This is a genomic window from Kitasatospora sp. NPDC054795 (assembly GCF_053611565.1).
The window spans coordinates 82146-107224 of sequence record NZ_JBSHAP010000005.1; the positions used below are offsets into that span (position 1 = coordinate 82146).

At 73.8% G+C, this 25079-nt stretch carries 27 protein-coding genes and 1 riboswitch; of the genes, 18 read left to right on the forward strand and 9 right to left on the reverse strand.

Annotated features, from left to right (window positions below; all coding sequences use genetic code 11):
- Nucleotides 1–88: 88 nt before the first annotated feature.
- Nucleotides 89–502, reverse strand: a complete 414-nt coding sequence (locus ACWGJO_RS03175; protein ID WP_452181883.1) for an HIT family protein — start codon at nt 500–502, stop codon at nt 89–91.
- Nucleotides 503–684: 182 nt separating this feature from the next.
- Between ACWGJO_RS03175 and ACWGJO_RS03180 the strand changes: the two genes are divergently transcribed.
- Nucleotides 685–1017 (forward strand): YegP family protein, encoded by a 333-nt coding sequence (locus ACWGJO_RS03180; protein WP_452181884.1) that lies wholly within the window; start codon nt 685–687, stop codon nt 1015–1017.
- Here ACWGJO_RS03180 and ACWGJO_RS03185 read toward each other — a convergent pair.
- The gene (locus ACWGJO_RS03185) at nt 929–1624 is read right to left on the reverse strand and encodes an MSMEG_1061 family FMN-dependent PPOX-type flavoprotein (protein WP_452181885.1); all 696 of its coding nucleotides are present in this window, start codon (nt 1622–1624) and stop codon (nt 929–931) included. The genes ACWGJO_RS03180 and ACWGJO_RS03185 overlap by 89 nt on opposite strands.
- A gap of 161 nt (nt 1625–1785) precedes the next feature.
- Between ACWGJO_RS03185 and ACWGJO_RS03190 the strand changes: the two genes are divergently transcribed.
- Nucleotides 1786–2100, forward strand: a complete 315-nt coding sequence (locus tag ACWGJO_RS03190; RefSeq protein ID WP_452181886.1) for an antibiotic biosynthesis monooxygenase family protein — start codon at nt 1786–1788, stop codon at nt 2098–2100.
- Nucleotides 2101–2109: 9 nt separating this feature from the next.
- Here the strand turns inward: ACWGJO_RS03190 and ACWGJO_RS03195 are convergent, their stop codons facing one another.
- The gene (locus ACWGJO_RS03195) at nt 2110–2358 is read right to left on the reverse strand and encodes an SCO4226 family nickel-binding protein (protein WP_452181887.1); all 249 of its coding nucleotides are present in this window, start codon (nt 2356–2358) and stop codon (nt 2110–2112) included.
- Between the two features lie 237 nt (nt 2359–2595).
- Nucleotides 2596–2723: riboswitch (FMN riboswitch) on the forward strand.
- Between the two features lie 224 nt (nt 2724–2947).
- Between ACWGJO_RS03195 and ACWGJO_RS03200 the strand changes: the two genes are divergently transcribed.
- The 10 genes from ACWGJO_RS03200 (at nt 2948) to ACWGJO_RS03245 (ending at nt 11769) form a co-directional block, all read left to right on the forward strand.
- Entirely contained in the window at nt 2948–3685 is a 738-nt protein-coding gene (locus ACWGJO_RS03200) for a riboflavin synthase (protein WP_452181888.1), read from the forward strand.
- Nucleotides 3686–3741: 56 nt separating this feature from the next.
- A complete protein-coding gene (locus ACWGJO_RS03205; protein WP_452181938.1) occupies nt 3742–4329 on the forward strand; it encodes a nicotinamide mononucleotide transporter family protein in 588 nt (195 codons plus the stop codon).
- Between the two features lie 5 nt (nt 4330–4334).
- Entirely contained in the window at nt 4335–5612 is a 1278-nt protein-coding gene (locus ACWGJO_RS03210) for a bifunctional 3,4-dihydroxy-2-butanone-4-phosphate synthase/GTP cyclohydrolase II (RefSeq protein ID WP_452181939.1), read from the forward strand.
- 113 nt (nt 5613–5725) lie between these two features.
- Nucleotides 5726–6199: a 6,7-dimethyl-8-ribityllumazine synthase gene (gene ribH, locus ACWGJO_RS03215; RefSeq protein WP_452181889.1), complete on the forward strand. Its 474-nt coding sequence runs from the start codon at nt 5726–5728 to the stop codon at nt 6197–6199.
- 101 nt (nt 6200–6300) lie between these two features.
- The gene (locus tag ACWGJO_RS03220; RefSeq protein ID WP_452181890.1) at nt 6301–6573 is read left to right on the forward strand and encodes a phosphoribosyl-ATP diphosphatase; all 273 of its coding nucleotides are present in this window, start codon (nt 6301–6303) and stop codon (nt 6571–6573) included.
- Nucleotides 6574–6628: 55 nt separating this feature from the next.
- Nucleotides 6629–7477 carry an ATP phosphoribosyltransferase gene (gene hisG, locus ACWGJO_RS03225; protein ID WP_452181891.1) on the forward strand — a complete coding sequence of 283 codons (849 nt, stop codon included), beginning with the start codon at nt 6629–6631 and terminating at the stop codon, nt 7475–7477.
- Nucleotides 7478–7621: 144 nt separating this feature from the next.
- A complete protein-coding gene (locus ACWGJO_RS03230) occupies nt 7622–8062 on the forward strand; it encodes a PH domain-containing protein (protein WP_359898675.1) in 441 nt (146 codons plus the stop codon).
- A gap of 224 nt (nt 8063–8286) precedes the next feature.
- Nucleotides 8287–9630 carry a hemolysin family protein gene (locus ACWGJO_RS03235; RefSeq protein ID WP_452181892.1) on the forward strand — a complete coding sequence of 448 codons (1344 nt, stop codon included), beginning with the start codon at nt 8287–8289 and terminating at the stop codon, nt 9628–9630.
- The gene (locus ACWGJO_RS03240; protein WP_452181893.1) at nt 9627–10673 is read left to right on the forward strand and encodes a hemolysin family protein; all 1047 of its coding nucleotides are present in this window, start codon (nt 9627–9629) and stop codon (nt 10671–10673) included. The genes ACWGJO_RS03235 and ACWGJO_RS03240 overlap by 4 nt, the downstream gene beginning before the upstream one ends.
- A gap of 109 nt (nt 10674–10782) precedes the next feature.
- Nucleotides 10783–11769: an NAD-dependent epimerase/dehydratase family protein gene (locus ACWGJO_RS03245; protein ID WP_452181894.1), complete on the forward strand. Its 987-nt coding sequence runs from the start codon at nt 10783–10785 to the stop codon at nt 11767–11769.
- 86 nt (nt 11770–11855) lie between these two features.
- On the opposite strand, the gene ACWGJO_RS03250 is transcribed toward ACWGJO_RS03245, so the two are convergent.
- Both ACWGJO_RS03250 and ACWGJO_RS03255 read right to left on the reverse strand, forming a co-directional pair.
- Nucleotides 11856–13922, reverse strand: coding sequence for an AAA family ATPase (locus tag ACWGJO_RS03250; protein WP_452181940.1), 2067 nt, complete (start codon nt 13920–13922; stop codon nt 11856–11858).
- A 390-nt stretch (nt 13923–14312) separates the two neighbouring features.
- A complete protein-coding gene (locus tag ACWGJO_RS03255) occupies nt 14313–14969 on the reverse strand; it encodes a uridine kinase family protein (protein WP_452181895.1) in 657 nt (218 codons plus the stop codon).
- A 210-nt stretch (nt 14970–15179) separates the two neighbouring features.
- Here ACWGJO_RS03255 and ACWGJO_RS03260 point away from each other — a divergent pair, with 210 nt between their 5' ends.
- A complete protein-coding gene (locus ACWGJO_RS03260; protein WP_452181896.1) occupies nt 15180–16343 on the forward strand; it encodes an acyl-CoA dehydrogenase family protein in 1164 nt (387 codons plus the stop codon).
- A 113-nt stretch (nt 16344–16456) separates the two neighbouring features.
- Here the strand turns inward: ACWGJO_RS03260 and ACWGJO_RS03265 are convergent, their stop codons facing one another.
- The gene (locus tag ACWGJO_RS03265) at nt 16457–16978 is read right to left on the reverse strand and encodes a hypothetical protein (RefSeq protein ID WP_452181897.1); all 522 of its coding nucleotides are present in this window, start codon (nt 16976–16978) and stop codon (nt 16457–16459) included.
- Nucleotides 16979–17207: 229 nt separating this feature from the next.
- Between ACWGJO_RS03265 and ACWGJO_RS03270 the strand changes: the two genes are divergently transcribed.
- The 5 genes from ACWGJO_RS03270 (at nt 17208) to fxsA (ending at nt 22180) form a co-directional block, all read left to right on the forward strand.
- Nucleotides 17208–17648 carry an Lrp/AsnC family transcriptional regulator gene (locus ACWGJO_RS03270; RefSeq protein WP_030243361.1) on the forward strand — a complete coding sequence of 147 codons (441 nt, stop codon included), beginning with the start codon at nt 17208–17210 and terminating at the stop codon, nt 17646–17648.
- 31 nt (nt 17649–17679) lie between these two features.
- A complete protein-coding gene (locus ACWGJO_RS03275) occupies nt 17680–19287 on the forward strand; it encodes an amidohydrolase (RefSeq protein WP_452181898.1) in 1608 nt (535 codons plus the stop codon).
- Between the two features lie 42 nt (nt 19288–19329).
- Nucleotides 19330–19782, forward strand: a complete 453-nt coding sequence (locus ACWGJO_RS03280) for an N-acetyltransferase (protein ID WP_452181899.1) — start codon at nt 19330–19332, stop codon at nt 19780–19782.
- Between the two features lie 95 nt (nt 19783–19877).
- Nucleotides 19878–21476: an apolipoprotein N-acyltransferase gene (gene lnt / locus ACWGJO_RS03285; RefSeq protein ID WP_452181900.1), complete on the forward strand. Its 1599-nt coding sequence runs from the start codon at nt 19878–19880 to the stop codon at nt 21474–21476.
- Between the two features lie 125 nt (nt 21477–21601).
- Complete coding sequence (gene fxsA, locus ACWGJO_RS03290; protein WP_380630901.1) at nt 21602–22180, forward strand: FxsA family membrane protein; 579 nt, start codon at nt 21602–21604, stop codon at nt 22178–22180.
- Nucleotides 22181–22360: 180 nt separating this feature from the next.
- Here fxsA and ACWGJO_RS03295 read toward each other — a convergent pair whose 3' ends face one another.
- The 3 genes from ACWGJO_RS03295 to ACWGJO_RS03305 all read right to left on the reverse strand — a co-directional run bounded on the left by ACWGJO_RS03295 (nt 22361) and on the right by ACWGJO_RS03305 (nt 24964).
- Nucleotides 22361–22735: an RNA polymerase-binding protein RbpA gene (locus ACWGJO_RS03295; RefSeq protein ID WP_031071348.1), complete on the reverse strand. Its 375-nt coding sequence runs from the start codon at nt 22733–22735 to the stop codon at nt 22361–22363.
- A gap of 316 nt (nt 22736–23051) precedes the next feature.
- Nucleotides 23052–24659, reverse strand: a complete 1608-nt coding sequence (locus ACWGJO_RS03300; RefSeq protein WP_452181901.1) for a hypothetical protein — start codon at nt 24657–24659, stop codon at nt 23052–23054.
- Nucleotides 24660–24769: 110 nt separating this feature from the next.
- Nucleotides 24770–24964, reverse strand: a complete 195-nt coding sequence (locus ACWGJO_RS03305) for a hypothetical protein (protein WP_359827363.1) — start codon at nt 24962–24964, stop codon at nt 24770–24772.
- Nucleotides 24965–25079 lie beyond the last annotated feature (115 nt).

Here is a 25079-nt window from a genome sequence, read left to right on the forward strand (position 1 = left end):
AAACGATATCGACCCCCGCCGGTGCTCCCGCAGACGTATGCCCGGTAGTGGCCCGCACGCCGGCGACGTCCTCGACCCGCCGCGCCCCTCAGCCCTCCAGCGCCTCCCGCAGCCGACCCGCGACCTCCGCCGCCCCCGCCTCGTCCGGATACCGCCGCCGCGGCCAGAAGAACCCGCGCAGCCCGTCCTTCGGATTGCGCGGCACCACGTGGACGTGCAGGTGCGGCACCGACTGGCTGATCCGGTTGTTCGCCGCGACGAAGCTGCCCGCCGCGCCCAGCCCGCGCTCGACGGCCGTCGCCACCCGCTGCACCCGCAGGAAGAACGGTCCCACCTCCGCGGCCGGCAGGTCGGCCAGGGTCGGGTGGTGGGCGCGCGGCACGACCAGCACGTGCCCGGGGAACAGCGGCCGGCGGTCCAGGAAGGCCACCGCGGCCTCGTCGTCCAGCACCCGGTGCGCCGGCTCCTCGCCCGCCACCACCGCACAGAAGACGCAGTCCATCCGTCCATTCAAACCACCGGCGGCAGCCCCGGCACTCCCGCCGACCCCCGCGGATCCGGCTTCACCCGTCCGGCTCCCGCCCGGGTGCGGCCGCCCCGGCGCCGGGCGCACGGTGGCGCCGGGGGCAGGACGGCGGGCGCATCGAGCGTTCCGCGAGGAGGCCCCGCGAGGAGGTGGCCCGGATGCCGGGCAAGTTCGAGGTCTATCAGGACGCCGGCGGCAAGTACCGGTTCCGGCTCAAGGCGGGCAACGGCGAGATCGTCGCCACCGGCCAGGGCTACGCCAGCAAGGACGCCGCCCACAAGGGTGTCGAGGCGGTCCGGCGGGCCGCCGACGGCGCGGCCTTGGAGGACCTTCCCAGGGCGGCGCGCGCGGAGCGGGGTCGGTACGGAGCGGGGTCCGCAAGGCGCCGGCACCTCACTCGTGTCACTCGTACCGGTACAGCAGCGCCTCCCGCTCGTACTGCTCGATCAGCTCCACGGTCAGCGACTCGTCCCGCAGGTGCGAGAGCGTGACCTCCGCCGAACTCGGCTGGGCGTCCTTGGCGAGCCAGTTCTCCGGCTTCCACGCCGAGGAGCGCAGGAAGGCCTTCGGGCAGTGCCCGTACACCTCCTCGACGGCGACCACGATCGCGCTGCGCGGCGGCTTGCCGACGGCGGTCAGCTGCCGCAGCAGCTCCGGCTCGGTCGAGACGCAGGCCCGCCCGTTGACCCGCAGCGTGGCGTCCCGGCCCGGGACGACGAAGAGCAGCCCGATCCGGCCGGTCTCCAGGATGTTGTGCAGGGTGTCCAAGCGCTTGTTGCCGGTGGCGTCCGGAATGGCCAGGGTGTACGGGTCGAGCACCGAGACCAGCCCGGCCGGCCCGCCGCGCGGGGAGACGTCGCAGCGTCCGGCGGCGTCGGTGCTGGCCACGAACACCAGCGGGGAGCAGGCGATCAGGCGCTGGGCGACCTCGTGCAGGTGGTCGACCTGCTTGCGGCGGGCCTGGTCGCCGGGCTGCTCGTAGATCTCCCGCAGCTGGGCGGGATCGCTGAGCGCGCCCGCGTGGAGGGCGTCGAACAGGCCGCCCGGCCGGTCCGGCGCGGAGGTTGACGAAACGGCAGATTCCGGTGTGGTCGTCATACCGGGAATGTAGCCGAGGCCGCTCGGCGCACCCCGCCCCCGCACTCCCGCGGCCCTCCGTGAAATTCCGCCCTCACCCCTCCCCACCAGCGGTTCCACGCTCATAATGGGGGCCAGGGAGCACTGGGACGAGGCCCGCCGGGCAGCCGGAGGTGGTGGTCGTGATCGTCAGAATCTGGACCGGGCAGGTCCTCGCCGATCGACTCGATGAGTTCTGCGCGCACCTGGCCGCCCAGGTGATCCCGGAGCTCGGGCGGACCGAGGGCTGCCTCGGCGGCGAGCTGCTGCGCTCGGTGTCCGAGGACCGGCACCGGGTGCTGGTGCTGAGCCGCTGGCGCGACGAGGAGGCCCTGCGCGGGTACGCGGGGCCGATGTGGCGGATCCGGCCGGTCTGGTCCGAGGGTGAGCTGAGCTACCTCGCCCACCCGCCGGAGGTCACCCACTTCTTGCAGATTGCCGCACCGGCCACGCTCTGAGCCGGGCTCTCACACCGACAGCGGCACCGAATGGATCTCGTCCGCCGGGTGCCCGGAGCGGTCGTGGACCCGCTGCACGGCTTCCTTGGACGGCGCGTCGGAGAGGCAGTACACCGTGCCCGATTCCGGGTCCGCCCAGGCCTGCTGGAAGTGGACGCCCTCCTCGCCCTGGATCGCCAGGTCGGCCGCGTGTGCCTGCCTGAGCTGCTCGGCCGTGATTCCGGTCATCCCGTGGTGGACGTCCATGAACTTCGCCATCGCCCTCGCCTCCGTAGCTTCGACGTGTCATCGGCAGGGCCCCGACTACCAGCCTCGCCCCCGCCGTCCGCCTGCGCCACCAGACCGCCGGGCCCGCGCCCGCGGACCGGCTCGCGCGAGCGGCGGACGGCACCCCGCCGCGCATTCCCCGCACGCCCGTGAAACAGACCACAGGCACGGGGCCTCCCTGCCGTTGCGCCGACCGTGGCACAATGACGGCATCAAGCAGTGACGTTCAGCGCACTCCGGGGTCGGTGAAAATCCGAACCGGCGGTTACAGTCCGCGACCCGTCCGCAGCCAGCGGCCGGTTGACCAGGTGAAATTCCTGGACCGACGGTTAAAGTCCGGATGGGAGGCGTGCGCGGGCGGACGAAGAGCAGTACCCGTGGGTCCAGTGGCGGAGAACCGTCCTCCGGGCCCCGGTCAGGTGAACGACGGGAGCGGTGTCTCCCGTGCCGGGCGAGCGATCTCCCGGCGGCCTCGGCATCCCCGGCGACGGGTGGTGTCCCCGGTCCGTGCGCCGGTGCCCGTCCGTGTCATCTCCCATGCCGCCCCGGAGTCCGCGCCCCAAGCGCGAGGAGAACCCGGGTGTTCACCGGCATCATCGAAGAGCTCGGCGAGGTCGTGTCGATCCAGGAGATCGGCGACTCCTCGCGGATCCGCCTGCGCGGCCCGGTGGTCTGTACGGGTGCCCGGCACGGCGACTCCATCGCGGTCAACGGCGTGTGCCTGACCGTCGTCGACGGCCCGGCGGAACTGGCCGCCGGAACCGGCGAGTTCAGCGCCGACGTGATGGCCGAGACGCTGCACCGCTCCAGCCTCGGCGAACTGGCGCCCGGCTCCCGGGTCAACCTGGAGCGCGCCATGGCGCTCGGCGACCGGCTGGGCGGTCACCTCGTCCAGGGCCATGTCGACGCCACCGGGCGGCTGTTGAGCCGCGAGCCCGGCGAGCGCGACGCGGCGGGCGACCTGCGCTGGGAGGTGCTGCGGTTCTCGCTTCCCGAGACCATCGCCCGCTACCTGGTGGAGAAGGGCTCGATCACGGTCGACGGCGTCAGCCTCACCGTGGTGGAGGCCGCGCGGGACAGCTTCACCGTCAGCCTCATCCCGGCCACCCTCGCGCTCACCACGCTCGGCGCCAAGGGCGTCGGGGAGAGCGTCAACCTGGAGGTGGACGTGCTGGCGAAGTACGTCGAGCGGCTCCTGGAGTCCCGCACCCTCCCGAACCTGCCGAACCTCTCCAACCTGTCCGACCTGTCCAACCTGTCCAACCTGTCCGACCTGTCCGGCCGGCCGGTCGACGGAACCCCGGGGGAGTCCAAGTGAGCTGGCTCAGCGGCGAGGCGTTCACCGTCCTCGGCGAACACGTCAAGTGGGCCGACATGTTCGGCAACATCCTCGGCCTCGGCGGGCTCGCGCTCGGCTGGCGCCGCTCGGTCTGGAGCTGGCCGGTCCAGCTGCTGTCCGGCGCGGTGCTGATCGCGGCCTACTTCGGCGGCCACGTCCCCGGCCTGATCGGCAAGCAGCTGATCGTGATCGCCACCGCCACCTGGGGCTGGGCGCAGTGGCGGCGGGGCCGCCGCGACAGCGGCACGATCGCCGTACGGTTCGCGAGTCGGCCCGAGCGGCTCGTGCTGGCGGCGGGCACCGCGGCCGGCACCGTCGCGCTCGCCCTGCTCTTCACGTCCTTCCCCAGCCTGTCCTGGAGCCCCTGGTCGGACGCCTACATCTTCGTCGGCACGCTGGCCGCGATGGTCGCCCAGGCCCGCGGCTGGGTGGAGTTCTGGTTCGCCTGGATCGCGGTCGACGCGGTCGGCGTGCCGTTCGCCTTCAACAGCGGCTACACCTTCTCCGGCCTCACCTACTCCGTCTACTTCGTCCTGGTGCTGCTCGGCCTGCGTTCCTGGTGGCTGAGCACCCGTGAGCCGCGCGCCAAGTCCGCCACCGTCCCGCAGGGAGCCACGGTATGACCGAGATGACCGGGAACCAGTCCAGCAACGGCGCCACCGGGTCCGAGCCCGAACTCGTCCTCGACCCGGTCGAGCGGGCGATCGCCGACATCGCCCTCGGCCGCGCCGTGATCGTGGTCGACGACGAGGACCGCGAGAACGAGGGCGACATCGTCTTCGCCGCGTCCGCGGCGACCCCCGAGCTGATGGCCTTCACCGTCCGCTACAGCTCCGGCGTGATCTGCGCCCCGATGACCGGCGAGGAGCTGGACCGCCTCAAGCTCCCGCCGATGACCCAGGTCAACGAGGACCGCAAGGGCACCGCCTACACCGTCTCGGTGGACGCCCGCGAGGGGGTCGACACCGGTATCTCCGCCGCCGACCGCGCCCGCACCGTACGGCTGCTCTCCTCGTCCGGCACCCAGCCCGGCGACCTCACCCGCCCCGGGCACGTCTTCCCGCTGCGCGCCGTCGAGGGCGGCGTGCTGGTCCGCCCCGGGCACACCGAGGCCGCCGTCGACCTGGCCCGGCTGGCCGGGCTGCCGCCGGCCGGCGCGATCGCCGAGGTGGTCAACGACGACGGCAGCATGGCCCGGCTGCCCGAGCTGGTCGCCTTCGCCCGCGAGCACGGCCTCGCGATCATCTCCATCGAGGACCTGATCGCCTACCGCCGCCGTACCGAGCTGCACGTCGACCGGGCCGCCGTCACCGCCCTGCCCACCGCGTACGGGGAGTTCACCGCCGTCGGCTACAGGGGCACCATCGACGGCGTCGAGCACCTCGCGCTGGTGGCCGGCGGTCTGGACGCGCAGGGCCGGCTGCCGGACGACGAGGACGTCCTGGTGCGGGTCCACTCCGAGTGCCTGACCGGTGACGTCTTCGGCTCGCTGCGCTGCGACTGCGGCCCGCAGCTGCAGGCCTCGCTGCAGCGGGTCGCCGAGGCCGGGCGCGGCGTGGTGCTGTACCTGCGCGGCCACGAGGGGCGGGGGATCGGCCTGGCCCACAAGCTGCGCGCGTACGAGCTGCAGGAGCGGGGGCGGGACACCGTCGACGCCAACCTGGACCTCGGCCTGCCCGCCGACGCCCGGGACTACAGCATCGCCGCCCAGATGCTGGTGGACCTCGGCGTCCGCTCGCTCACCCTGCTCACCAACAACCCGCAGAAGCTGACCGCGCTCACCGAGCACGGGCTCAAGGTCAAGGGGCGCGAAGCGGTCGAGATCGCGCCCGGCGAGCACAACCTGCGCTACCTGCGCACCAAGCGCGACCGGATGGGCCACGAGCTGCCCGGCCTCGATTCCTGATCCCGGGCCCTGACCCTGACCCTGACCACCCGCACCCGCACCCGCACGACAGCCACCCGCACCCGCACGACAGCCACCCGCACCCGCACGACAGACAGAACGGACGTAGAGACATGAGCGGCCACGGAGCCCCCGAGCTGACCATCGACGGCGCCGCCGACCTCAAGGTCGCCGTCGTCGCCGCCCAGTGGCACGACACGGTGATGAACGGCCTGCTGGACGGCGCCCACCGCGCGCTCAAGGAGCTGGGCGTCGCCGAGCCGGCCGTGCTGCGGGTGCCCGGCACCTTCGAGCTGCCGGTCGCCGCCAAGCGCCTCGCCGAGCGCGGCTACGACGCCGTGGTGGCCCTCGGCGTGGTGATCCGCGGTGGCACCCCGCACTTCGACTACGTCTGCCAGGCGGCCACCGCCGGCCTCACCCAGGTCAGCGTCGACACCGGCGTCCCGGTCGGCTTCGGCGTGCTGACCTGTGACAACGAGGAGCAGGCGATCGACCGCGCGGGCCTGCCCGGCTCCGCCGAGGACAAGGGCCACGAGGCCGTCACCGCCGCCGTCGCCACCGCCGCGGTCCTGCGCGCGGCGCTCTGACGACGAACCGCCCGGTCCCGGAGCACGGACGTCCACTGGACTGTCCACGCTCCGGGACCGTTTACCGTCCGTCCGCCCGCACGCCGTAAGGTGGGCCCATCATGGCTTCGAAGACATTCGAGGAGCTCTTCGCCGAGCTCCAGCAGAAGGCCGCCACCGGCGACCCCTCGTCCTCCCGTACCGCGCAGCTCGTCCAGCAGGGCGTCCATGCGATCGGCAAGAAGGTCGTCGAGGAGGCCGCCGAGGTCTGGATGGCCGCCGAGTTCCAGTCGGACGAGCAGACGGCGGAGGAGGTCTCGCAGCTCCTCTACCACGTTCAGGTGATGATGATCGCCCGCAGACTGACGCTCGACGACGTCTACAAGTACCTCTAGAAACCCCGCTCCCAGAGCACACCCATCCTCCCAACAGGTAAGGAAGCAACCTCCCATGCTGCGCATCGCCGTCCCCAACAAGGGTTCTCTCTCGGGTCCCGCGGCGGAGATGCTCCATGAGGCCGGCTACCGCCAGCGGAAGGACCCCAAGGAGCTCGTCCTCGTCGACCCGAACAACGAGGTGGAGTTCTTCTTCCTCCGCCCGCGGGACATCGCCGTCTACGTCGGCTCCGGCCGCCTCGACGTCGGCATCACCGGCCGCGACCTGCTGCTGGACTCGCACTCCAACGCGGAGGAGGTGCTCGCCCTCGGCTTCTCCGGGTCGACCTTCCGCTTCGCCCGCCCCGAGGGCGTGGACATCGAGGACGTCAAGGGCCTGGAGGGCCTGCGGATCGCCACCTCCTACACCGGCCTGGTCGAGCAGCACCTCGCCGACCACGGCGTGAAGGCGACGGTCACCAAGCTGGACGGCGCGGTCGAGACCGCGGTGCAGCTGGGCGTCGCCGACGTGATCGCCGACGTGGTGGAGACCGGCACCAGCCTGCGCAACGCCGGCCTGGAGGTGTTCGGCGAGCCGATCCTGATCTCCGACGCCGTGGTGATCCGGCCCAAGGGCGCGGGCGAGGACACCCGGGTGGAGCAGTTCCTGCGCCGCCTCCAGGGCGTGCTGGTGGCCCGCCGCTACGTGCTGATGGACTACGACATCCGCGCCGAGAAGGTCGGCTCCGCCGTCGCGCTCACCCCGGGCCTGGAGTCGCCGACCGTCTCCCCGCTGCACACCGAGGGCTGGGTCGCGGTGCGTTCGATGGTGCTCCGCAAGGAGGCCCAGCAGATCATGGACGACCTGTGGGGCATCGGCGCCCGGGCCATCCTGGTCACCAACATCCACGCCTGCCGCCTCTGACCAGGGGGCCCGCCGCCCTCGAACCGCGTGTCCGGGCGACCTGCCCGCCGGCCCGCGGGTAAAGAACGGTTCAATGGGGCGGGGACGCCGACCGCGTCCCCGCCCCTCGTGCTGCCGCAACCAGAACCACCCCGGAGACCCCACGTGTCCACGCCGCCCGTCCAGTTCCCCGTCACCTGGGCGCCGCGCCGCACCCGCGCCGTGCTGCTGCCGGTCTGTGTGCTGCTGGTGGCGCTGTTCTCCGCGATGGCCGTGCTGCTCCCGGAGAACTGGCAGCTCAACGACCGGATCATGATGATGGCCAGCGGCGTCCTGTTCGCCGGCGTCGGCCTGATGCTGGCCCGCCCCCGGGTGAGTGCCGACGCGGAGGGCGTGACGGTGGTCAACTTCGTCCGCCGCCGCCGGCTCGCCTGGGCCGAGATCGTCCGGGTCAACTTCCGCCAGGGCGACCCGTGGGCCACCCTCGACCTCGCCGACGGCACCTCGCTCGCCGCGGTCGGCATCCAGTCCGGCGTCGGCAAGGACCGGGCGATCGCGGACGCCCGCGCACTGCGCGACCTGGTCGAGCAGCACGCCCGGGTCTGAATCCGGACCCGCCCCCACCAGGGGTTCTCCGTTCCCGGCGGGCCGAACAGGCCCCTTACCCCCATCCGGGTATGGTCTACGCTGGTAAAAGCAGGGCAAACTTCGTCCTGCCCGAAATCGAGTGCCCGAACCCGACCAGAGGAGTGACACTCCCCCTCGATGGACGATCCGTCCGGTAGTACCTGCGCCGCCTCGCTTCCCGACCCCGGAAGGCAGGCGGCACTGTGATCACCGCTTGGCTGCTGTTGCTCGCGGCCGTTCTCCTGATCCTCGCCAACGGCCTCTTCGTGGCCGCCGAGTTCGCCTTCGTGACCGTGGAGCGCGGGGAGGTCGACCGGTCCGCCGAGGCGGGCGACGCCAAGTCCCGCCGCGTCGCCGGGGCCCTGCGGCACCTCTCCTTCGAACTCTCCGGTGCCCAGCTCGGCATCACCGTCACCTCGCTGGTGGTCGGCATGCTCGCCGAGCCGGCGCTGTCCACCCTGCTCGCACCCGTGATGTCCGCGATCGGCGTGCCCGACTCGGCCGCCCGCGGCGTCTCCGTGATCGTCGGCATGGTGCTGGCCACCGTCGTGCAGATGGTGATCGGCGAGCTGGTGCCGAAGAACTGGGCGATCTCCCGCCCGCTCCAGGTGGCCCGCGCGGTCGCCGCCCCGCACATGGCCTTCTCCTTCGCCTGCCGCCCGCTGATCAGCTTCCTGAACGGCGCCGCCGACCGGACCGTCCGGGCCTTCGGCATCGAGCCGCAGGAGGAGCTGGCGCACGCCCGCACCCCGGACGAGCTGGTCTCGCTGGCCCGCCACTCGGCCAGGGCCGGCGCCATAGACGAGGAGTCGGCGACCCTGTTCGTCCGGACCCTGGGCCTGCGCGAGCTGACCGCGGAGTCCGTGATGACCCCGCGCGTCGACGTGGCCGCGCTCCAGCGCGACGCCACCGCCTCCGACGTCATCAACCTGACCCGGGCCACCGGCCTGTCCCGCTTCCCGGTCTACACCGACAGCCTGGACGAGGTCACCGGCACCGTCACGCTCAAGGACGCCCTGGCCGTCCCGGCCGCCCGGCGCGGCCTGGTGCGGGTCGGCGAGCTGGCCTCGCCGCCGCTGCTGGTGCCCGAGACGCTGCCCGCCGAGCGGCTGCTCGACCAGCTGCGCCGCCTCCAGCCGATGGCCATCGTGGTCGACGAGTACGGCGGCACCGCCGGCGTCGTCACCGTCGAGGACATCGTCGAGGAGATCGTCGGCGAGGTGCAGGACGAGCACGACCCGGATGACCACCCCGAGCTGTTCCCGCTGCCGCCGGTCAACGGCCGGCCGGTCTGGGAGGCCGACGGCCGCGCCCGGATCGACCAGCTGGAGCGGATCGGCCTGAACGCCCCGGACGGCCCGTACGAGACCCTGGCCGGTCTGGTCTCCGACCTGCTCGGCAAGCTCCCCGAGGTGGGCGAGCAGGCCGAGCTGCCCGGCTGGCGCTTCACCGTCACCGGTGTCGACCGCCACCGCACCACCGAGGTCCGGGTGGAGCGCACCACCGCGCCCGCGCAGTTCGACGAGGACCGGGAGGAGGGCCGATGACCGCCCTGCAACTGGCCGTCGCGCTGCTGCTCCTGCTCGGCAACGCCTTCTTCGTCGGCGCCGAGTTCGCCGTGGTGTCGGTGCGCCGCAGCCAGATCGAACCGCTCGCCGAGGCCGGGCACAAGCGCGCCCGCACCGTGCTGCACGCGCTGTCCAACGTCTCCGCGATGCTGGCCGCCGCCCAGCTCGGCATTACCGTCTGCTCACTGGGCCTCGGTGCCCTCGCCGAGCCGACCATCGCCTCCCTGCTGGAGGGCCCGTTCCACGCGATCGGCGTCCCGTCCACGCTGATGCACCCGCTCTCGTACGGGATCTCGCTCGCCGTCGTGGTCTTCCTGCACATGGTGATGGGCGAGATGGTGCCGAAGAACATGGCCATGGCCGGCCCGGAGCGGGCCGCGCTCTGGCTCGGCCCGCCGCTGGACCGGCTGGCCCGCTGGCTCACCCCGGTGATCCGGGTGCTGAACGCCCTCGCCAACGGCATCCTCAAGCTGTTCCGGGTGGACGCCAAGGACGAGGTCGAGTCGGTCTTCACCACCGAGCAGCTGATGTACCTGCTGGCGGACTCCCGGGACGCCGGGCTGCTCGACGAGGGCCGCCAGGAGCGCCTGGAGGACGCGCTGGAGCTGGGCCACCGCCCGGTCACCGAGGTGCTGCTCAAGCCCGAGCAGCTGGTCACCGTGGACACCAAGGCGACCGCCGCCGAGGTCGAGGAGCTGGCGCTGCGCACCGGCTTCTCGCGCTTCCCGGTCACCGACGGCGACCCGGCCGGCCACGGCTACCTCGGCTACATCCACCTCAAGGACGTCCTCGACGTGGAGGACACCTCGACGCCCGTCCCGGCCCGCCTGTGGCGGCCGATCACGGTGCTGCGCGGCAGCCTCCCGCTGGACGACGCCCTCGGCGCGATGCGCCGGGCCACCTGCCACCTGGCCGCCGTGCTGGACCAGGACGGGCGCACGCTCGGCGTGGTCATGCTGGAGGACGTGCTGGAGGAGCTGGTCGGCGAGGTGCACGACCCGGACCACCGCGCCACGGCCTGACGCCCGCCCGGCAGGTCCGGGCCCCGCTGACGGCGTGTTCGCTCCCGGCGATTTCGCCCAGAGCATGCAGCCGTTCCATGCCGGCCACCCCGGGAGCAGGGTGGTCGGCATGAGACTTCTCCTGCTGGGTGGAACCGAGTTCGTCGGACGGGTCGTCGCCGAAGAGGCGCTGGCCAGGGGATGGGAGGTGACGGCCCTCAACCGCGGCACGCGCCCCGCGCCCGAGGGCGTCCGGACACTGCTGGGCGACCGCACCGCCGAGGGCGGCCTCGCGGCGCTCGGCACCGGGGAGTGGGACGCCGTGGTGGACACCTGGTCCTGGGCCCCCGCGGCGGTGCGCGACAGCGCCCGCCTGCTGAACGGCCGGGTCGGCCACTACGCGTACGTCTCCAGCCGGTCGGTGTACGGCTACCCGCTGCGGGCCGGGGCCGGCGAGGCCGCGCCGGTGGTCGCCTCCTCCCCGGACCTCACCGGCGAGGTGCCCTACGCCGAGGCCAAGCGCGGCGCCGAACTGGCGCTGGAGGCGGAGTTCGGCGGGCGGGCGCTGCTGGTCCGGGCCGGGCTGATCCTCGGCCCGCACGAGAACATCGGCCGGCTGCCGTGGTGGCTCAACCGGATCGCCGAGGGCGGCCCGGTGCTCGCCCCGGGGCCGCGCGGGCTGGCCCTGCAGTACATCGACGTCCGCGACCTCGCGGCCTGGACCCTGGACGCCTCGGCGGCCCGCCTCGCCGGCCCGTACAACCTGGTCGGCCCGTCCGGTCACGCCACCATGGGCGAGCTGCTGGAGGCCTGCGTACGGGCCACCGGCTCGGATGCCGAGCTGCGCTGGACGGACCCGGAGCGGATCCTCGCGGCGGGCGTCGAGCCGTGGACCGAGCTGCCGATCTGGCTGGCGCCCGGCGAGCTGTACGACTTCCTGCACACCGGCTCGGTCGAGCGCGCGCTCGGCGCGGGGCTGCGCTGCCGCCCGGTCGCCGAGACCGTGGCGGACACCTGGGCCTGGCTGCGGTCGATCGGCGGCAGCGCGCCGCGGCGGGCCGACCGGGTCACGGTCGGGCTGGACCGGGAGCGGGAGGCGGCGCTCCTCAACGGCTGAACGGGCGGGCGGGCCGGTCCCCGGGCGGGCGGTGGCCGGTTCCGCCCGTCGGTCGACCCCGGCCGTCGCCCGGTTCGGCCCGCCGGTCAGCTCCGGCCGTCGATCAGCTCCCCGTACGCCTGGACCAGGTCAGGCAGCCGCAGGGTGGCCAGGTCCTCCCGGCCCGGCGGCTCGCGCAGCAGGGACAGCCGCAGGTCCCGGTAGGCGCAGGACTTCTCGTACAGGGTGCGGATGAACCGGCCGTTGCCCAGCTCGTCGATCCAGCCCTCGCGGACCACGTGGGCGCAGATGCTGGCCAGCTCCTCGGCGGCGTCCTCGTCCCAGCCGTCGCCGTCCCGGCCGGCCAGCGAGGCGCCGATCGCGGTCAGTTCACCCGGGCGGTAGCTGGGGAAGTCGACCCGGGTGGTGAAGCGGGAGTTGAGGCCGGGGTTGGTGGCGAGCAGCCGGTTCATGCCCTCGGGGTAGCCGGCCAGGATCACCACCAGCCGGTCGCGGTTGTCCTCGGCACGCTTGAGCAGGACCTGGAGCGCCTCGTCGCCGTACGCGTCGCCCTTGGTGTAGCCGGAGTTGGAGAGGCTGTACGCCTCGTCGATGAAGAGCACGCCGTCCAGCGCGGAGTCGATCAGCTCGTTCGCCTTCACGGCGGTCTGGCCGAGGAACTCGCCCACCAGGTCGGCGCGTTGGGCCTCCACCAGGTGGTCGCCGGAGAGCAGCCCGAGGGCGTGGAAGACCCGGCCGAGGATGCGGGCCACGGTGGTCTTCCCGGTGCCCGAGGGGCCGGAGAAGACGAAGTGGCGCTTCGGCGGCTGGACGGGCAGGCCCTGCTCGGCCCGCAGCCGCGACATTCTCAACTGCGCGGACAGCGCCCGCACCTGGCGCTTGACCGGCTCCAGGCCGACCATCAGCGAGAGTTCGGCCAGGGCCGCGTCCAGCTCCCGCTCGTCGCCGGCGGACCGGGACTCGGGCACGGCGGCGGTCCGGGGCTGAGCCCGGCCGAGGGCGGGCAGCGGCGGGGGTGCGGCGGAGGCCGGTGGCGCGCCGGAGCCGGAGCGTTCCCCGGCGGCCTGGGCGGCGCCGTCGGCCGCGCCGCCGTCCAGCAGGGCGCCGCCGGCGGTCAGGGCGCCGTCGGCCGGGGGCACGTCCACCAGTCCGGCGTCCACCAGCCCGGCGTCCACCGAGGGCCCGCCGTCCGACGGGAAGCCGCCGGACAGGGCGCCGGTCGACACCCCGTCGCCGGAGACGGTCGGCCCGCTCGGCCCGCCCGCGTCCCCGAATTCCTCGCCGTACCCGGGCAACCCGCCGTACCCGGGCAACCCGGCGAACCCGGCCTCGTCCGGGTACTCGGCGTCGAAGCCGGGGGCGTCCGGCAGGGCGGCGTCGGCCGCTCCCGGGCGCCCGCCGGCCGGCAGGCCGTCCGCGATTGCGTCCATGAGTCCGTCCGCGAGCGCGTCCTCGGCCGCGATGGCCGTCAGCCGGGTCGCGGTGTCCATGAACGCCGGGTCCGCCCGGTGCACCGCCCGGTAGAGCGGCAGCGCCGCGGCGCTGCGTCCGGCGCCCTCGTACGCCCGGGCCAACCAGTACCGCAGTTCCTTGCGCTGGGGCTGTTCGGAGCGGCAGCGGGCCAGCGAGACGGCCAGCGGCGCCTGCGCCTGGGCGCACATGTCGAGGCGCACCCGCGCCATGCCGGCGAACAGCCCGGCCTCGATGCCGAGCAGCGGGTCGTCCAGCAGTCGGTCGGTGTCCCTGATCAGCTGCTCCCAGTCCTTGAGCAGGTAGGACCGGCAGGCGTACAGGAAGCGGGCGCAGGGGTCCTCGCCGGGCGCCGGGCACTGTTCCAGCGCCCGGTCCAGCTCGGTCAGGTGGCGGCCGTCCAGCCAGTGCGAGGCGTGCGCCAGCGCGAGGTCGCGGGCGTCCTCCAGTACCGGCTGCACCCACCAGCCCAGCCAGTACCAGGAACTGAGCGGCCGTCGGTGCAGCCGCCGCTGTTCGCCGAACCGCTTCTGGTGGCGGTACATGGCCAGCAGTGCGGCCGAGGTGTCGCTGCGCAGCGCGTGCAGTCCGAGCCAGGCGTCGGCCATGCCCGGGTCCAGCCGGACGGCGGCCCGGAACTCCTCCTCGGCCCGGGTGTACGCACCGGCCGTGTAGGCGTCCATGGCGCGCAGCCAGGCGCGGTCGGCGAGCCGGTCGGGCCCGCCCGCCGTGCTGTCGGAACTGTCCACCGTCGTCACTCACGCCCCCCGCGGTGCGGCCCGGGGCTCGGCCGGCGGGTTGCCTGCGCCTAGCCTGGCCGGTGGTCGTCGACCCCCTTGCGGCGCATCTGCGCCTGCCAGGAATCGTACCGGCGCGGCGCTGATCCGGAAGGGTGCCGAACAGGGTCAAATGCGATCGCACGAGCGGCCGTTGAGCGGCCGGGCGACGAAACGGGCTGCCGGGGAGCGAGTTTCGGAAGGGGACCGGACGGCGTCCCCGGCTCACGGGGGAACAAGCCGGGGGCGCCGGGTCCGAGGCAACCGGAAGCTTTCGTTCCGGCGACTGAGGAGAACCTAGATCCTGGCGACGTCGCAGGTCAAGGCGATGGTTGAAGTTTCACCGACGGTGCCCGGGGCGATCCGGCCGGTCACCCCGTCGACCCGTGTCGCGGCGTACGGACGGCTCGGATCGGCGGCGAAATGCGCCGATTCGGCCCGGGCCCAGCCCGCCCAGAACTCGGCCAGTTCCGGACCGTCCCGCTCCTCACCGCGCCGCCGGGCCGAAGCGGCGTCCAGCTCCATCCAGATCACCCGCGCCAGCCACGGCCGCACCGCCCGCCGGCCCGCGCCGACCCCCTCGACCAGCACCACCGGGGCGGCCGGCACCGCGGCCGTGCCCGCGAAGCGGCGCAGCGTCCAGTCGTACACCCGGTACTCGGCGTCCCGCCCGGCCGCCAGCGGCTCCAGCACCTGCCCGCGCAGCCGTCCGGTCCACCCGAACGGCTCGCGGTGGGTGGCCAGGTCGTCGAGGTGGACCACCGGGGCCCCGCCGAGCGCCGCCGCCAGCCGTCCGGCGAAGGTGGTCTTGCCGGACCCCGCGTGCCCGTCCACCGCGACCAGCCGCACCGGCCCGCAGGAGGGCGGCAGCGCGCGCAGCTCCGCCGCGAGCGCGGCCGGTAGGTCGTCCGGAGCGGGCCGGGGAGGGGGCGGGAAGGGTTCGGATGCAGCCACAACGTCAACCCTACGGTGCCGTAGCCCGCCACTGCGGACAGTTCATCTGTGCAGGTCGTGACGGCAGCGCGGGTTTCGGGCATACTCGCCTTCGCCACGACTGTGAACGGCCGTTCACCGCAACCCGGTGCCGGTCGGTCCGACAAGCCGCACCCCGCCGGGTCAGCCGACACCTCGGTCCGGCGCCCGATCGAGGAGGCGACCACCGCCATGACCCCCTCCCCTGTGAAAGCCGTGGAGCGCCAGCTGCCGAGCGAGGAGGCCCGCGAGCTGCTGAGCCTCACCCGCGACCTGGTCCAGCGCGAGCTCCAGCCGCGTGCGGCGGAGGACGAGGCCGCCGACCGCTTCCCGCGCGACGTCTTCCGCACCCTCGGCGAGGCCGGACTGCTCTCCCTCCCGTACGACGAGAAGTACGGCGGCGGCGAACAGCCCTACGAGGTGTACCTGCAGATACTGGAGGAGCTCGCGGCCGGCTGGCTGGCCATCGGCCTCGGCGTCAGCGTGCACACCCTCTCCTGCCACGCGCTGGCCACCTTCGGCACCGACGAGCAGCGCGACGCGTGGCTGCCCGCCCTGCTCTCCGGCGAGCAGCTCGGCGCCTACTGCCTCTCCGAGCCGCAGTCCGGCTCGGACGCGGCCGCGCTGCGCACCCGCGCCGACCTCGACGGCGAGGCGTACGTGGTGAACGGCACCAAGGCCTGGATCACCCACGGGGGCCAGGCCGACTTCTACAGCGCCCTGGTGCGCACCGGCGTCGACGGCCCCAAGGGCATCAGCTGCCTGCTGGTCCCCGGCACCCAGCAGGGCCTCTCCGCGGCCCCGCCGGAGCACAAGATGGGCATGCGCTCCTCGCCGACCGCGCAGCTGCACTTCGACGGCGCGCGCGTCCCGCGCGAGCGGCTGATCGGCGAGGAGGGGCAGGGCTTCCAGATCGCGCTCGCCGCGCTGGACTCCGGCCGCCTCGGCATCGCCGCCTGCGCGATAGGCGTGGCCCAGGCCGCGCTCGACCTCGCGGTCGACTACGCCCGCACCCGGCGCCAGTTCGGCCGAGCGATCGCCGAGTTCCAGGGCCTGTCCTTCATGCTCGCCGACATGGCCACCCAGATCGAGGCCGGGCGCTCGCTCTACCTGTCCGCCGCCCGGCTGCGGGACGCCGGCCGGCCGTTCTCCAAGGAGGCGGCGATGGCGAAGCTGTTCTGCACCGACGCGGCGATGCGGGTGACCACCGACGCCGTCCAGGTGCTCGGCGGCTACGGCTACACCCAGGACTTCCCGGCCGAGCGCTACATGCGCGAGGCCAAGGTGCTGCAGATCGTCGAGGGCACCAACCAGATCCAGCGCCTGGTGATCGGCCGCCACCTCACCAAGGGCTGACGCCCGGGGACCGTCCGGCGGGGGAGCCGCCGGAGCGCCCCGATCCCCCCGCACGGCCTCCGGCCGTCACTCCAGGGTGCGGAGTGACGGCCGGAGGCGTTCCCGGCGGAGCGTCAGCTCGCCTTGGCGGTGCGGCCGGTCAGCGCCGGACGACGGCGGCGCTGCTCCGGGATGGCGGCCCGCAGCGCCGCGACGGCCGGGACGGCGGGCGCCACCGGGGCGGCCTCGGGGACCGCGGCGAGCCGTACCGGGCAGTGCGCGACGGCGTGCGAGAACGGCTGGGTGCGCCAGTCCAGCCCGCTCGGAAGCTTGAACAGCGCGTCGAAGCCGGCCGGATCGGCGTCCTCCTGGGCCTCGACCTCGGCCAGGTCGTCCGTCGGCGTGCCCGAACCCGGGCAGATCGCGGGGGAGAAGGGGTTCCAGGCGGTCGGCAGCAGCGCGTGTTGCGGCAGCCGCTCCTCGTCCGCCACCAGGGCGATCGGGCGGCGGCACTCGGGGCAGTCGACCCGGAAGATGTCCCAGGTCTCCGCCTCGCCGGGGTCGGTGCCCGGCAGGTGGCCGACCGCGAGGTCCTCGCGGTCGGCCATATCGTCGGTCTCGTCGGAGCCCAGCACACGCTGGTCGGTAGCAGGCATGAGGATCCCCCTAGGATCGGGCCCGGCGTGGTCGTCCAGGGCCACAACCAGCACTTCCCTGTGATCCGGACTCATAATCCTGCGGTCCCGTGCACCGTGATGCACCGGGTGTGTCCTTGGCCACACCGGATGCCACATTCGCCCGGCATGTGCCCGCCCGGCACCTGCGAACCCGTCCTGTGCCACCGCGTGCGCCCCCCGTGCTCCCGACCGGGTAGGTTTGCGCACTGTGGAGGATCTCGACCAACGCATCGTCCAGCTGCTCCTCGAAGACGGCCGGATGAGCTACACGGACCTGGGCAAGGCCACCGGCCTGTCCACCTCGGCGGTGCACCAGCGGGTGCGCCGCCTCGAACAGCGCGGGGTGATCCGCGGCTACACCGCGATCATCGACCCCGACTCCGTCGACCTGGCGCTGACCGCGTTCATCTCGGTCAAACCCTTCGACCCGAGCGCCCCGGACGACACCCCCGAGCGGCTGGCCGGCCTGCCCGAGATCGAGGCCTGCCACAGCGTCGCCGGCGACGAGAACTACATCCTCAAGGTCCGCGTCGGCGCCCCCGGCGACCTGGAGGACCTGCTCGCGCGCATCCGCAGCGCCGCCGGTGTCTCCACCCGCACCACCGTCGTCCTGTCCACCCCGTACGAGGCACGCCCCCCGAAGCTCTGACCGCGAACCGGTGGGGTGCAGACTTGGCGGCATGACCGAACGCACCTCCTGGACCGTCCTGCTGCGCGGCGGCGCCGTCTACAGCCCCGCCGACCCCTTCGCCACCGCGATGCTCGTGGAAGGCGGGCACGTCGCCTGGGTCGGCAGTGACGGCGCCGCCGAGGCGTACGCCGCGACCGTCGACGAGATCGTCGAGCTGGACGGCGCCCTGGTCACCCCCGCCTTCGTGGACGCCCACGTGCACGCCACCGCCACCGGCCTGGCGCTCACCGGCCTCGACCTCACCGGCAGCCCCTCGCTGGCCGCCGCCCTGGCCGCCGTCACCGCCTTCGTCGACGCCCGGCCCGAGCCCGGCGGTGTGCTGATCGGCCACGGCTGGGACGAGACCGGCTGGCCCGAGGGCCGCCCGCCCACGCTCGCCGAACTCGACGCCGCCGCCCGTGGCGCCGCGCTCTACCTCTCCCGCACCGACGTGCACTCCGCGCTCGCCACCACCGCGCTGCGCACCCTCACCGAGGGCCTGGCCGGGGCGCCCGGCTTCAACCCCGAGGGCCCGCTCACCAAGGACGCCCACCACGCCGTGCGGCAGACCGCGCTGGCCCGCCTCACCCCCGGGCAGCGCCGCCGGGCCCAGCGCGCCACCCTGGCCCGCGCCGCCGAACTCGGCATCGGCGCCCTGCACGAGTGCGCCGGCCCGGAGATCTCCTCGGAGGCCGACCTGGCCGCCCTGCTGGCCCTGGCCGCCGAGGGCGAGGGGCCCGAAGTCTTCGGCTACTGGGGCGAGTTGGGCGGTGTCGAGACCGCCCGCAGGCTCGGTGCGGTGGGCGCCGGAGGCGACCTCTTCGTGGACGGCGCGCTCGGCTCGCACACCGCCTGCCTGCACGCCCCGTACGAGGACGCGGAGCACACCGGCACCGCCTACCTGACCGCCGAGCAGGTCGCCGACCACGTCGCCGCCTGCACCGAGGCCGGGATCCAGGCCGGGTTCCACGCCATCGGCGACGCGGCGGTCACGGCGGTCCTCGACGGCGTCCGGGAGGCCGGCGCCCGGGTCGGCGCCGCCCGGGTCAAGGCCCTGCGCCACCGCGTCGAGCACGCCGAGGCCCTGGACGACAAGGCCGTCGCCGCCTTCGCCGAACTCGGCCTGACCGCCTCCGTCCAGCCCGCCTTCGACGCCGCCTGGGGCGGCCCGGACGGCATGTACGTCCAGCGCCTGGGCGCCGAGCGGGCGGCCGCCCTCAACCCCTTCGCCACGCTGCTGCGGGCCGGCGTCCCGCTGGCCTTCGGCTCGGACGCCCCGGTCACCCCGCTCGACCCCTGGGGCACCGTCCGCGCGGCCGCCTTCCACCGGACCCCGGAGCACCGGATCTCGGTCCGCGCGGCCTTCACCGCCCACACCCGCGGCGGCTGGCGCGCGATCGGCCGCGACCAGGACGGCGTGCTCGTCCCCGGCGCCGTCGCCAGCTACGCGATCTGGGCGGCCGGCGAGCTGGTCGTCCAGGCTCCCGACTCCCGGGTGGCGGGCTGGTCCACCGACCCGCGCTCCGGCACCCCCGGGCTGCCCGACCTCACCCCGGGCCACCCGCTGCCGACCTGCCTGCGCACCGTGGTCCGCGGCCGCACGGTGCACCAGCGGTAAACCCCGTGGAACGTCGGGCGGGCACGCCCTAGGTTGATCGGCATGATCGAACCGGTGCCCGCCGACTTCACCGTCCCGCGCGAGCTGCTCGCCCCGGAGTTCCGCCTGGAGCCCCTGGGCGAGCGGCACAACGCCTCCGACCACGCCGCCTGGACGAGCAGCATCGACCACATCCGCGCCACCCCCGGCTGGGCCGGCCGCGGCTGGCCGCCCGCCGACGGAATGCCCCCGGAGCGCAACCTCGACGACCTGCGCCGCCACGCCGCCGACTTCGAGGCCCGCACCGGCTTCACCTACACCGTCCTGGAGCCGGACCGCGACGAGGTGATCGGCTGCGTCTACATCTACCCGGACCGCGAGGACCCCTCGGCGGTCTCGGTCAGCTCCTGGGTCCGGGCCGACCGCGCCCACCTGGACGAGCCGCTGCACCGCGCCGTCTCCGACTGGCTCACCGGGCACTGGCCGTTGCGGGATTTCCGCTACGCCCCACGCTGACCCCGCCGTCACCCTCACCGCACGGGCCACCGACGTTCCGGGGTACCTTCTTCGCACAGCGTCCGAACAGCAAGCCCCAGGAAGATGGTGCGCCGGTGGCCACTCCCGTCACCCAGGAACGGCCCGAGGCCGTACCCGAGCCGCAGGAGCCGGCGCCCCGACCGAGCCGCGGAGCCCGCGCGCTCGCCAGGATCCGCGCCGGGCTCCCGCGCACGGGCCTCGCCGTCCTGGCCGGCCTGCTGCTGGCCCTCGCCTTCCCGCCGTACGACCTGTGGCCGCTGTCGCTGCTCGGGGTCGCCGCGCTCTCGCTGCTGACCCGGGGCCGCACCTTCCGCCAGGGCCTGTGGACCGGCTTCGCGTTCGGCCTGCCGTTCTTCCTGATGCTGCTCAGCTGGCTGCGGGTGGTCGGCTGGGACGCCACGATCGGCCTGTCGGTCGTGGAGGCGCTGTTCCTGGCCCTGCTGGGCGGCGCCCTGGCCGTCACCTCCCGGCTGCCGGGGTGGCCGCTCTGGGCGGCCTGCCTGTGGGTCACCCAGGAGTGGGCCCGCGACCGGCTGCCGCTCGGCGGCTTCCCCTGGGGCCGGCTCGCCTTCGCCAACACCGCCAGCCCGTTCACCCCGCTGGCCGCGCTCGGCGGCGCACCGCTGGTGACCTTCGCGGTCGCCCTCTGCGGCGCCCTGCTGGGCTGGGCCGCGCTGCGGGTGCGCGGGCCCGGCAGGGCCCCGAGGGCGGCCGCGCTGGCGGCGCTCGGCGCGGTGGCCGCGCTGCTGGCCGGCTACCTCGTCCCGGTGCCCACGGTCGCCGACGACACCGTCAAGGTCGCCATCGTCCAGGGCAACGTGCCCAACCCGGGCATGGACTTCCTGGGCCGCCCGATGATGGTCCTCAACAACCACGCCTCGGCCACCGAGCGGCTCGCCGCCGACATCAGGGCCGGCAAGGTCGAGCGCCCCGACATCGTGATCTGGCCGGAGAACTCCTCCGACCTCGACCCGTTCAGCGATCCGCTGGCCCGCCAGCGGATCGACCAGGCGGTCAAGGCGGTCGGGGTGCCGACCCTGGTCGGCACCCTGGTGGACGGCCCGGACGCGCAGCACGTCCAGAACGAGGGCATCGTCTGGGACCCGGTCACCGGCCCCGGCGCCTCCTACACCAAGCAGCACCCCGTCCCGTTCGGCGAGTACGTGCCCTTCCGCGCCCAGCTGATGACGGTGATCACCCGCCTCCAGCGGGTCGCCCGGGACTTCTACCCCGGCGACCACAACGGCGTGATGCAGCTCGGCCCGGCCAGGATCGGCGACGTGATCTGCTTCGAGGTCGCCTACGACGAGATCGTCCGCGACACCGTGGACAGCGGCGCCCGGGTCCTGGTCGTCCAGACCAACAACGCGACCTACGCGAAGACCGGGCAGCCCGAGCAGCAGCTGGCGATGAGCCGGCTGCGGGCCGTCGAGCACGGCCGGGCGGTGCTGATCGCCGCCACCAGCGGCATCAGCGCGGTGATCGCCCCGGACGGCAGCGTCCAGCAGCGCACCGAGGAGCTGACCGCGGCCGAGCTGTCGGCGACCGTCCCGCTGCGCGACGGCACCACCGTCGCCGACCGGGTGGGCGCCGCCCCGGAGTGGACGCTGGCCGTCGGCGGCCTGCTGGCCTGCGGCGCGGCCCTGCTGGTCGGACGGCGCCGGAAGGCGTAGGGCGCGGCGCCCGGGCCCGGTCGCCGGAACACCGGCGGCGCGGGAATCGTTGGAGCAGGTGGTGCCGTAGCCGGCCCGGACCTCCCGTGCGGCGCGCAGAGCACCGCTTGGAGTGGATTCGTACCGTGACCCAGCAAGCTACCCCCACCCGTCCGGCCCCGCGCAGCAGGCTCCGCCGGGTGCTGCCGCTGCTGATCACCGCCTGGTTGGTGCTGGAGATCTGGCTGCTGGTCCAGGTCGGCTCCTGGCTGGGCGGCTTCACCGTCGTGCTGCTGCTCGTCGCGGGCGCCCTGATCGGCGGCTCGCTGATCAAGCGGGCCGGGCTGAAGGCGCTGTCGGCGGCGATCGAGCAGAGCAAGAACCCGCAGTCCCAGCAGCCGCAGACCGGCACCAGCATGACCGTGCTGGGCGGCCTGCTGCTGATCGTCCCCGGCTTCCTGTCCGACCTGCTGGCCCTGACCCTGCTCCTCCCGCCCACCCGGGCCCTGTGGCGGGTGCTCGGCCGCCGGGTCGCGGACAAGGCGCTGCGCAGCGCCTCCGTGGCCGGCGCCGACCCGTTCGCGGACGCGATGCGGCTGCAGGAGCAGCTGCGCATCCACCGCCCGGACGGCAAGGTGATCCAGGGCGAGGTCGTGGACCCGGAGGCCGGTCCGCGCGGCCCGCAGGGTCCGGACACCACCTACCGCCCGCCGATCGCCGGCTGACCCGCCCGTTCCGATGGAGCCCCCGGGGCGCGGAGAACCCGCCCCCGGGGGCTCCTCGCGTGCACGGCACGGCCCGGCGGACGGCGCCGGGAAGGCTGGCACGCCGCCGGACAACGCGAAAGGGACCCTGGTGACCAGGGTCCCTTTTCGCGTCCTCCCGCGCGGGGCGGGAGAGAGGTGTCAGGCGCTCTTACGGGTGTCTCGCGGGTGCACCGCGAGGTTCATCCCACCGGAGCGGAGCACGGCCAGCCGTTCGGCCAGCACCTCCTCCAACTCCTCGCGCGTCCGGCGCTCCATCAGCATGTCCCAATGGGTGCGCGTCGGCTTGGTCTTCTTCTCCTCCGGCTCGTCGCCGTCGAGAAGTGCCGCCTCCTGGCCGCAGAAGCGGCATTCCCAGGTCGCGGGGATCTCCGCCTCGACCGAGAAAGGAACCTCGAAACGGTGTCCGTTCTGACATGCGTACTCGACGGTCTGGCGGGGAGCCAGATCGATACCACGGTCGGTCTCGTAGCTAGTGGCCCCGAGTCGCGTGCCGCGGAGAGCTCGCTCGCTCATGAATCGTGCCTCCCGGGCTTATGGCCCACAGGACTAGTGGTCGCTGTTCTTCGTCGTTCGGTCAACGCTCGGCTTCCGACGAAGATTCCCGTCCCGGGACATGCGTCGTCTTGTAGTGCCGCCCCTGTTTGTACCCACCCGCGCCCGATTTGTCACATCTGGCCGGTGATATCACCCCAGGTGTCACCTATTTCACATCTGGTGATCGTGCGGACTTTCTGTGACGAGCGTACCGGGAGGGGATTCGGCGCCGGGCGCCGACCCCTGCCGGGAGCCGAAAGCCGGCCGGGGACGGCCCGGGGAGGCGGCCCGGCCGTCAGGAGATCGGCCGTGAACGGATCATCGGCTCGCCCTTGGCCAGGTCGACCGGACGGGCCGGATCGGCCGCGGGCACCACCGGCGGGCGGTCCGGGCGGGGCGGCTCGGCGGCGGCCGCCTCGGTGCGGGTGTCCCGGTGCGGCAGCAGGGCGATCACCGCGTCCCGCAGCGCGGCCGGGACCTCGTCGTCCAGCGGATCGACGGTGGCGGGCACCTGGAGCCGGACCGGGGCGCCGTTGCCGATCCGGGCGTAGCCGCGCCCGATCGGGGCGTGGGCGGCGGGCACGATGTCCAGCGGCGCGCCGAGCGCTTCGCGCCCCTCGTCCGGGCCGGCCGGGCCGAGCACCACGCGGGCCCGGGTGGTGGCGCGGACGGTGGCGGTGATCCGGTCCCGGGCCTCCAGGTCGTCGGCGACCACCACGGTGACCCGGGCGGCCCGGCCGTGGCGCAGCGGGAGCTCCAGGAGGTCCTGCGGGTCGGGGCGGCCCTCGGCCCGGGCGAGCTCGCTCAGCTCGGTCGGGTGGTCCAGCAGCAGCCACAGCGGCCGGGTGACGTCCTCGGGCGGGGCGGTTCCGGCGTGCCGGGCGGCGTTGAGCGCGGCGAGCCTGCGCTCCGTCTCGCCGACGGCCCAGTCCAGGGCGGCCAGCGCGCCGTGCAGGCTGGTCTCCACGGTGTGCACGCCGGGCCGGTTCACCAGGCAGGCGTGCTCGCCGGTGCCCGCGCCGTCGACCACCACCAGGTCGGCGTACGGGAGGGCCTGGAGCGCCACCGAGCGCAGCAGGCTGGAGGTGCCGTAGCCGGTGACGCCGAGCACCAGCAGGTGCGGCTCGGCGGAGCGCGGGCCGGTGCGCCAGACCACCGGCGGCCGCTGGACGGTGGTGCCGCCCCGGACGACCGGGATGGTCCGGGCGGTGCCGTCCTCGTCGGTGAAGCCCAGCACGATCTCGCCGGGGGCCGCCACGAAGCGCTGGGCGGCGATGTCGGCGGCCAGCGGGGCGAGGGCGGTGATCCGCAGCCGGTTGGACTCCTCGTCCCAGTCGAAGCGGTACTCGCGGGCCCGGCCGGCCTTGCCCTGGACGACCTGCTCGATCCGGGCCCGGGCGGCCGGCTCGGTGTCGGTGAAGTAGGCGGGGTAGGTCATCTCCAGCCGGGAGAGCCTGCCCTCGCCGTCGAAGTCCCACGCGCTGAAGGCGTTCTTGTGGCTGCCCTCGAAGTGGTACAGCGGGTTGGCGTCCTCGGGTCCGCACAGGTACGGGGTGAGCGCCGCGTAGAGGGCCGCGAGCTTGACGTCGGCGACGTCCGGGGCGGGCGGTGCGGGCGTCGCCCTGGGGGCCCGGCCGGCCCAGGCGGTGCTGGCCATCAGGGTGATCAGGGCGAACAGCAGGCCGTGCGGCAGCAGGTAGACGCCGATCAGCAGGGCGGCGGTCAGGAACAGCGTCGGCCCGCGGCGGTCCTTGGGGGTGGCCTGCCAGCGGGACTTGGCCCAGTCCACGTGGTGGCGCAGGCCGCGGCCGATCACGGAGAGCGGGGCGAACATGTCGGAGGCGTGGTCCCCGGCGGTCCGGGCGATCGCGCGGCCCTTGGTGAGGTGGCGGTGGAGCGGCATTCCTTGACTCCCCGAACGGCGGGACGGGTGGGGTGGCGCGGGTGGGCAACGACGGGGCCCGGGGCGGTGGGATCCGCGCCCGGGCCGGTACGGAGGAGATCCGGACGTGGTCAGAACTTGATGCCGCTGAGCAGGCTGGCGAGGCTCGCGCCGCCCGCGGTGATGCTCGGTGCGATCGAGGAGCCCGCGATGTAGAAGCCGAAGAGGGCGCAGACGATGGCGTGGGAGACCTTTAGTCCGTCCCGGCGGAAGAAGAGAAAGGCGATGGTGCCGAACAGGACGATGCCGGAAATCGAGAGGATCACGTTCCGCTCCTCAGGAAGGGGGGACAAGCGGGGGTGTTACGGAAAGTGCATCAATCGTGACAAAAAGTAATAGATGATGGAACGGTGCAAATGGGTGGTTCTGCCGTCCAATACC

What these genes read in the sequence shown, in the direction of transcription:
- ACWGJO_RS03265 (WP_452181897.1), bottom strand. Translation starts at nt 16,978, where the DNA reads ATGCCTGCTACCGACCAGCGTGTGCTGGGCTCCGACGAGACCGACGAT.
- ACWGJO_RS03245 (WP_452181894.1), top strand. Translation starts at nt 10,783, where the DNA reads ATGAGACTTCTCCTGCTGGGTGGAACCGAGTTCGTCGGACGGGTCGTC.
- ACWGJO_RS03275 (WP_452181898.1), top strand. Translation starts at nt 17,680, where the DNA reads ATGACCGAACGCACCTCCTGGACCGTCCTGCTGCGCGGCGGCGCCGTC.
- ACWGJO_RS03210 (WP_452181939.1), top strand. Translation starts at nt 4,335, where the DNA reads ATGACCGGGAACCAGTCCAGCAACGGCGCCACCGGGTCCGAGCCCGAA.
- ribH (WP_452181889.1), top strand. Translation starts at nt 5,726, where the DNA reads ATGAGCGGCCACGGAGCCCCCGAGCTGACCATCGACGGCGCCGCCGAC.
- ACWGJO_RS03300 (WP_452181901.1), bottom strand. Translation starts at nt 24,659, where the DNA reads ATGCCGCTCCACCGCCACCTCACCAAGGGCCGCGCGATCGCCCGGACC.
- ACWGJO_RS03250 (WP_452181940.1), bottom strand. Translation starts at nt 13,922, where the DNA reads ATGGACGCCTACACGGCCGGTGCGTACACCCGGGCCGAGGAGGAGTTC.
- ACWGJO_RS03240 (WP_452181893.1), top strand. Translation starts at nt 9,627, where the DNA reads ATGACCGCCCTGCAACTGGCCGTCGCGCTGCTGCTCCTGCTCGGCAAC.
- ACWGJO_RS03185 (WP_452181885.1), bottom strand. Translation starts at nt 1,624, where the DNA reads ATGACGACCACACCGGAATCTGCCGTTTCGTCAACCTCCGCGCCGGAC.
- ACWGJO_RS03175 (WP_452181883.1), bottom strand. Translation starts at nt 502, where the DNA reads ATGGACTGCGTCTTCTGTGCGGTGGTGGCGGGCGAGGAGCCGGCGCAC.
- ACWGJO_RS03195 (WP_452181887.1), bottom strand. Translation starts at nt 2,358, where the DNA reads ATGGCGAAGTTCATGGACGTCCACCACGGGATGACCGGAATCACGGCC.
- hisG (WP_452181891.1), top strand. Translation starts at nt 6,629, where the DNA reads ATGCTGCGCATCGCCGTCCCCAACAAGGGTTCTCTCTCGGGTCCCGCG.
- ACWGJO_RS03260 (WP_452181896.1), top strand. Translation starts at nt 15,180, where the DNA reads ATGACCCCCTCCCCTGTGAAAGCCGTGGAGCGCCAGCTGCCGAGCGAG.
- ACWGJO_RS03180 (WP_452181884.1), top strand. Translation starts at nt 685, where the DNA reads ATGCCGGGCAAGTTCGAGGTCTATCAGGACGCCGGCGGCAAGTACCGG.
- ACWGJO_RS03280 (WP_452181899.1), top strand. Translation starts at nt 19,330, where the DNA reads ATGATCGAACCGGTGCCCGCCGACTTCACCGTCCCGCGCGAGCTGCTC.
- ACWGJO_RS03205 (WP_452181938.1), top strand. Translation starts at nt 3,742, where the DNA reads ATGTTCGGCAACATCCTCGGCCTCGGCGGGCTCGCGCTCGGCTGGCGC.
- ACWGJO_RS03295 (WP_031071348.1), bottom strand. Translation starts at nt 22,735, where the DNA reads ATGAGCGAGCGAGCTCTCCGCGGCACGCGACTCGGGGCCACTAGCTAC.
- ACWGJO_RS03220 (WP_452181890.1), top strand. Translation starts at nt 6,301, where the DNA reads ATGGCTTCGAAGACATTCGAGGAGCTCTTCGCCGAGCTCCAGCAGAAG.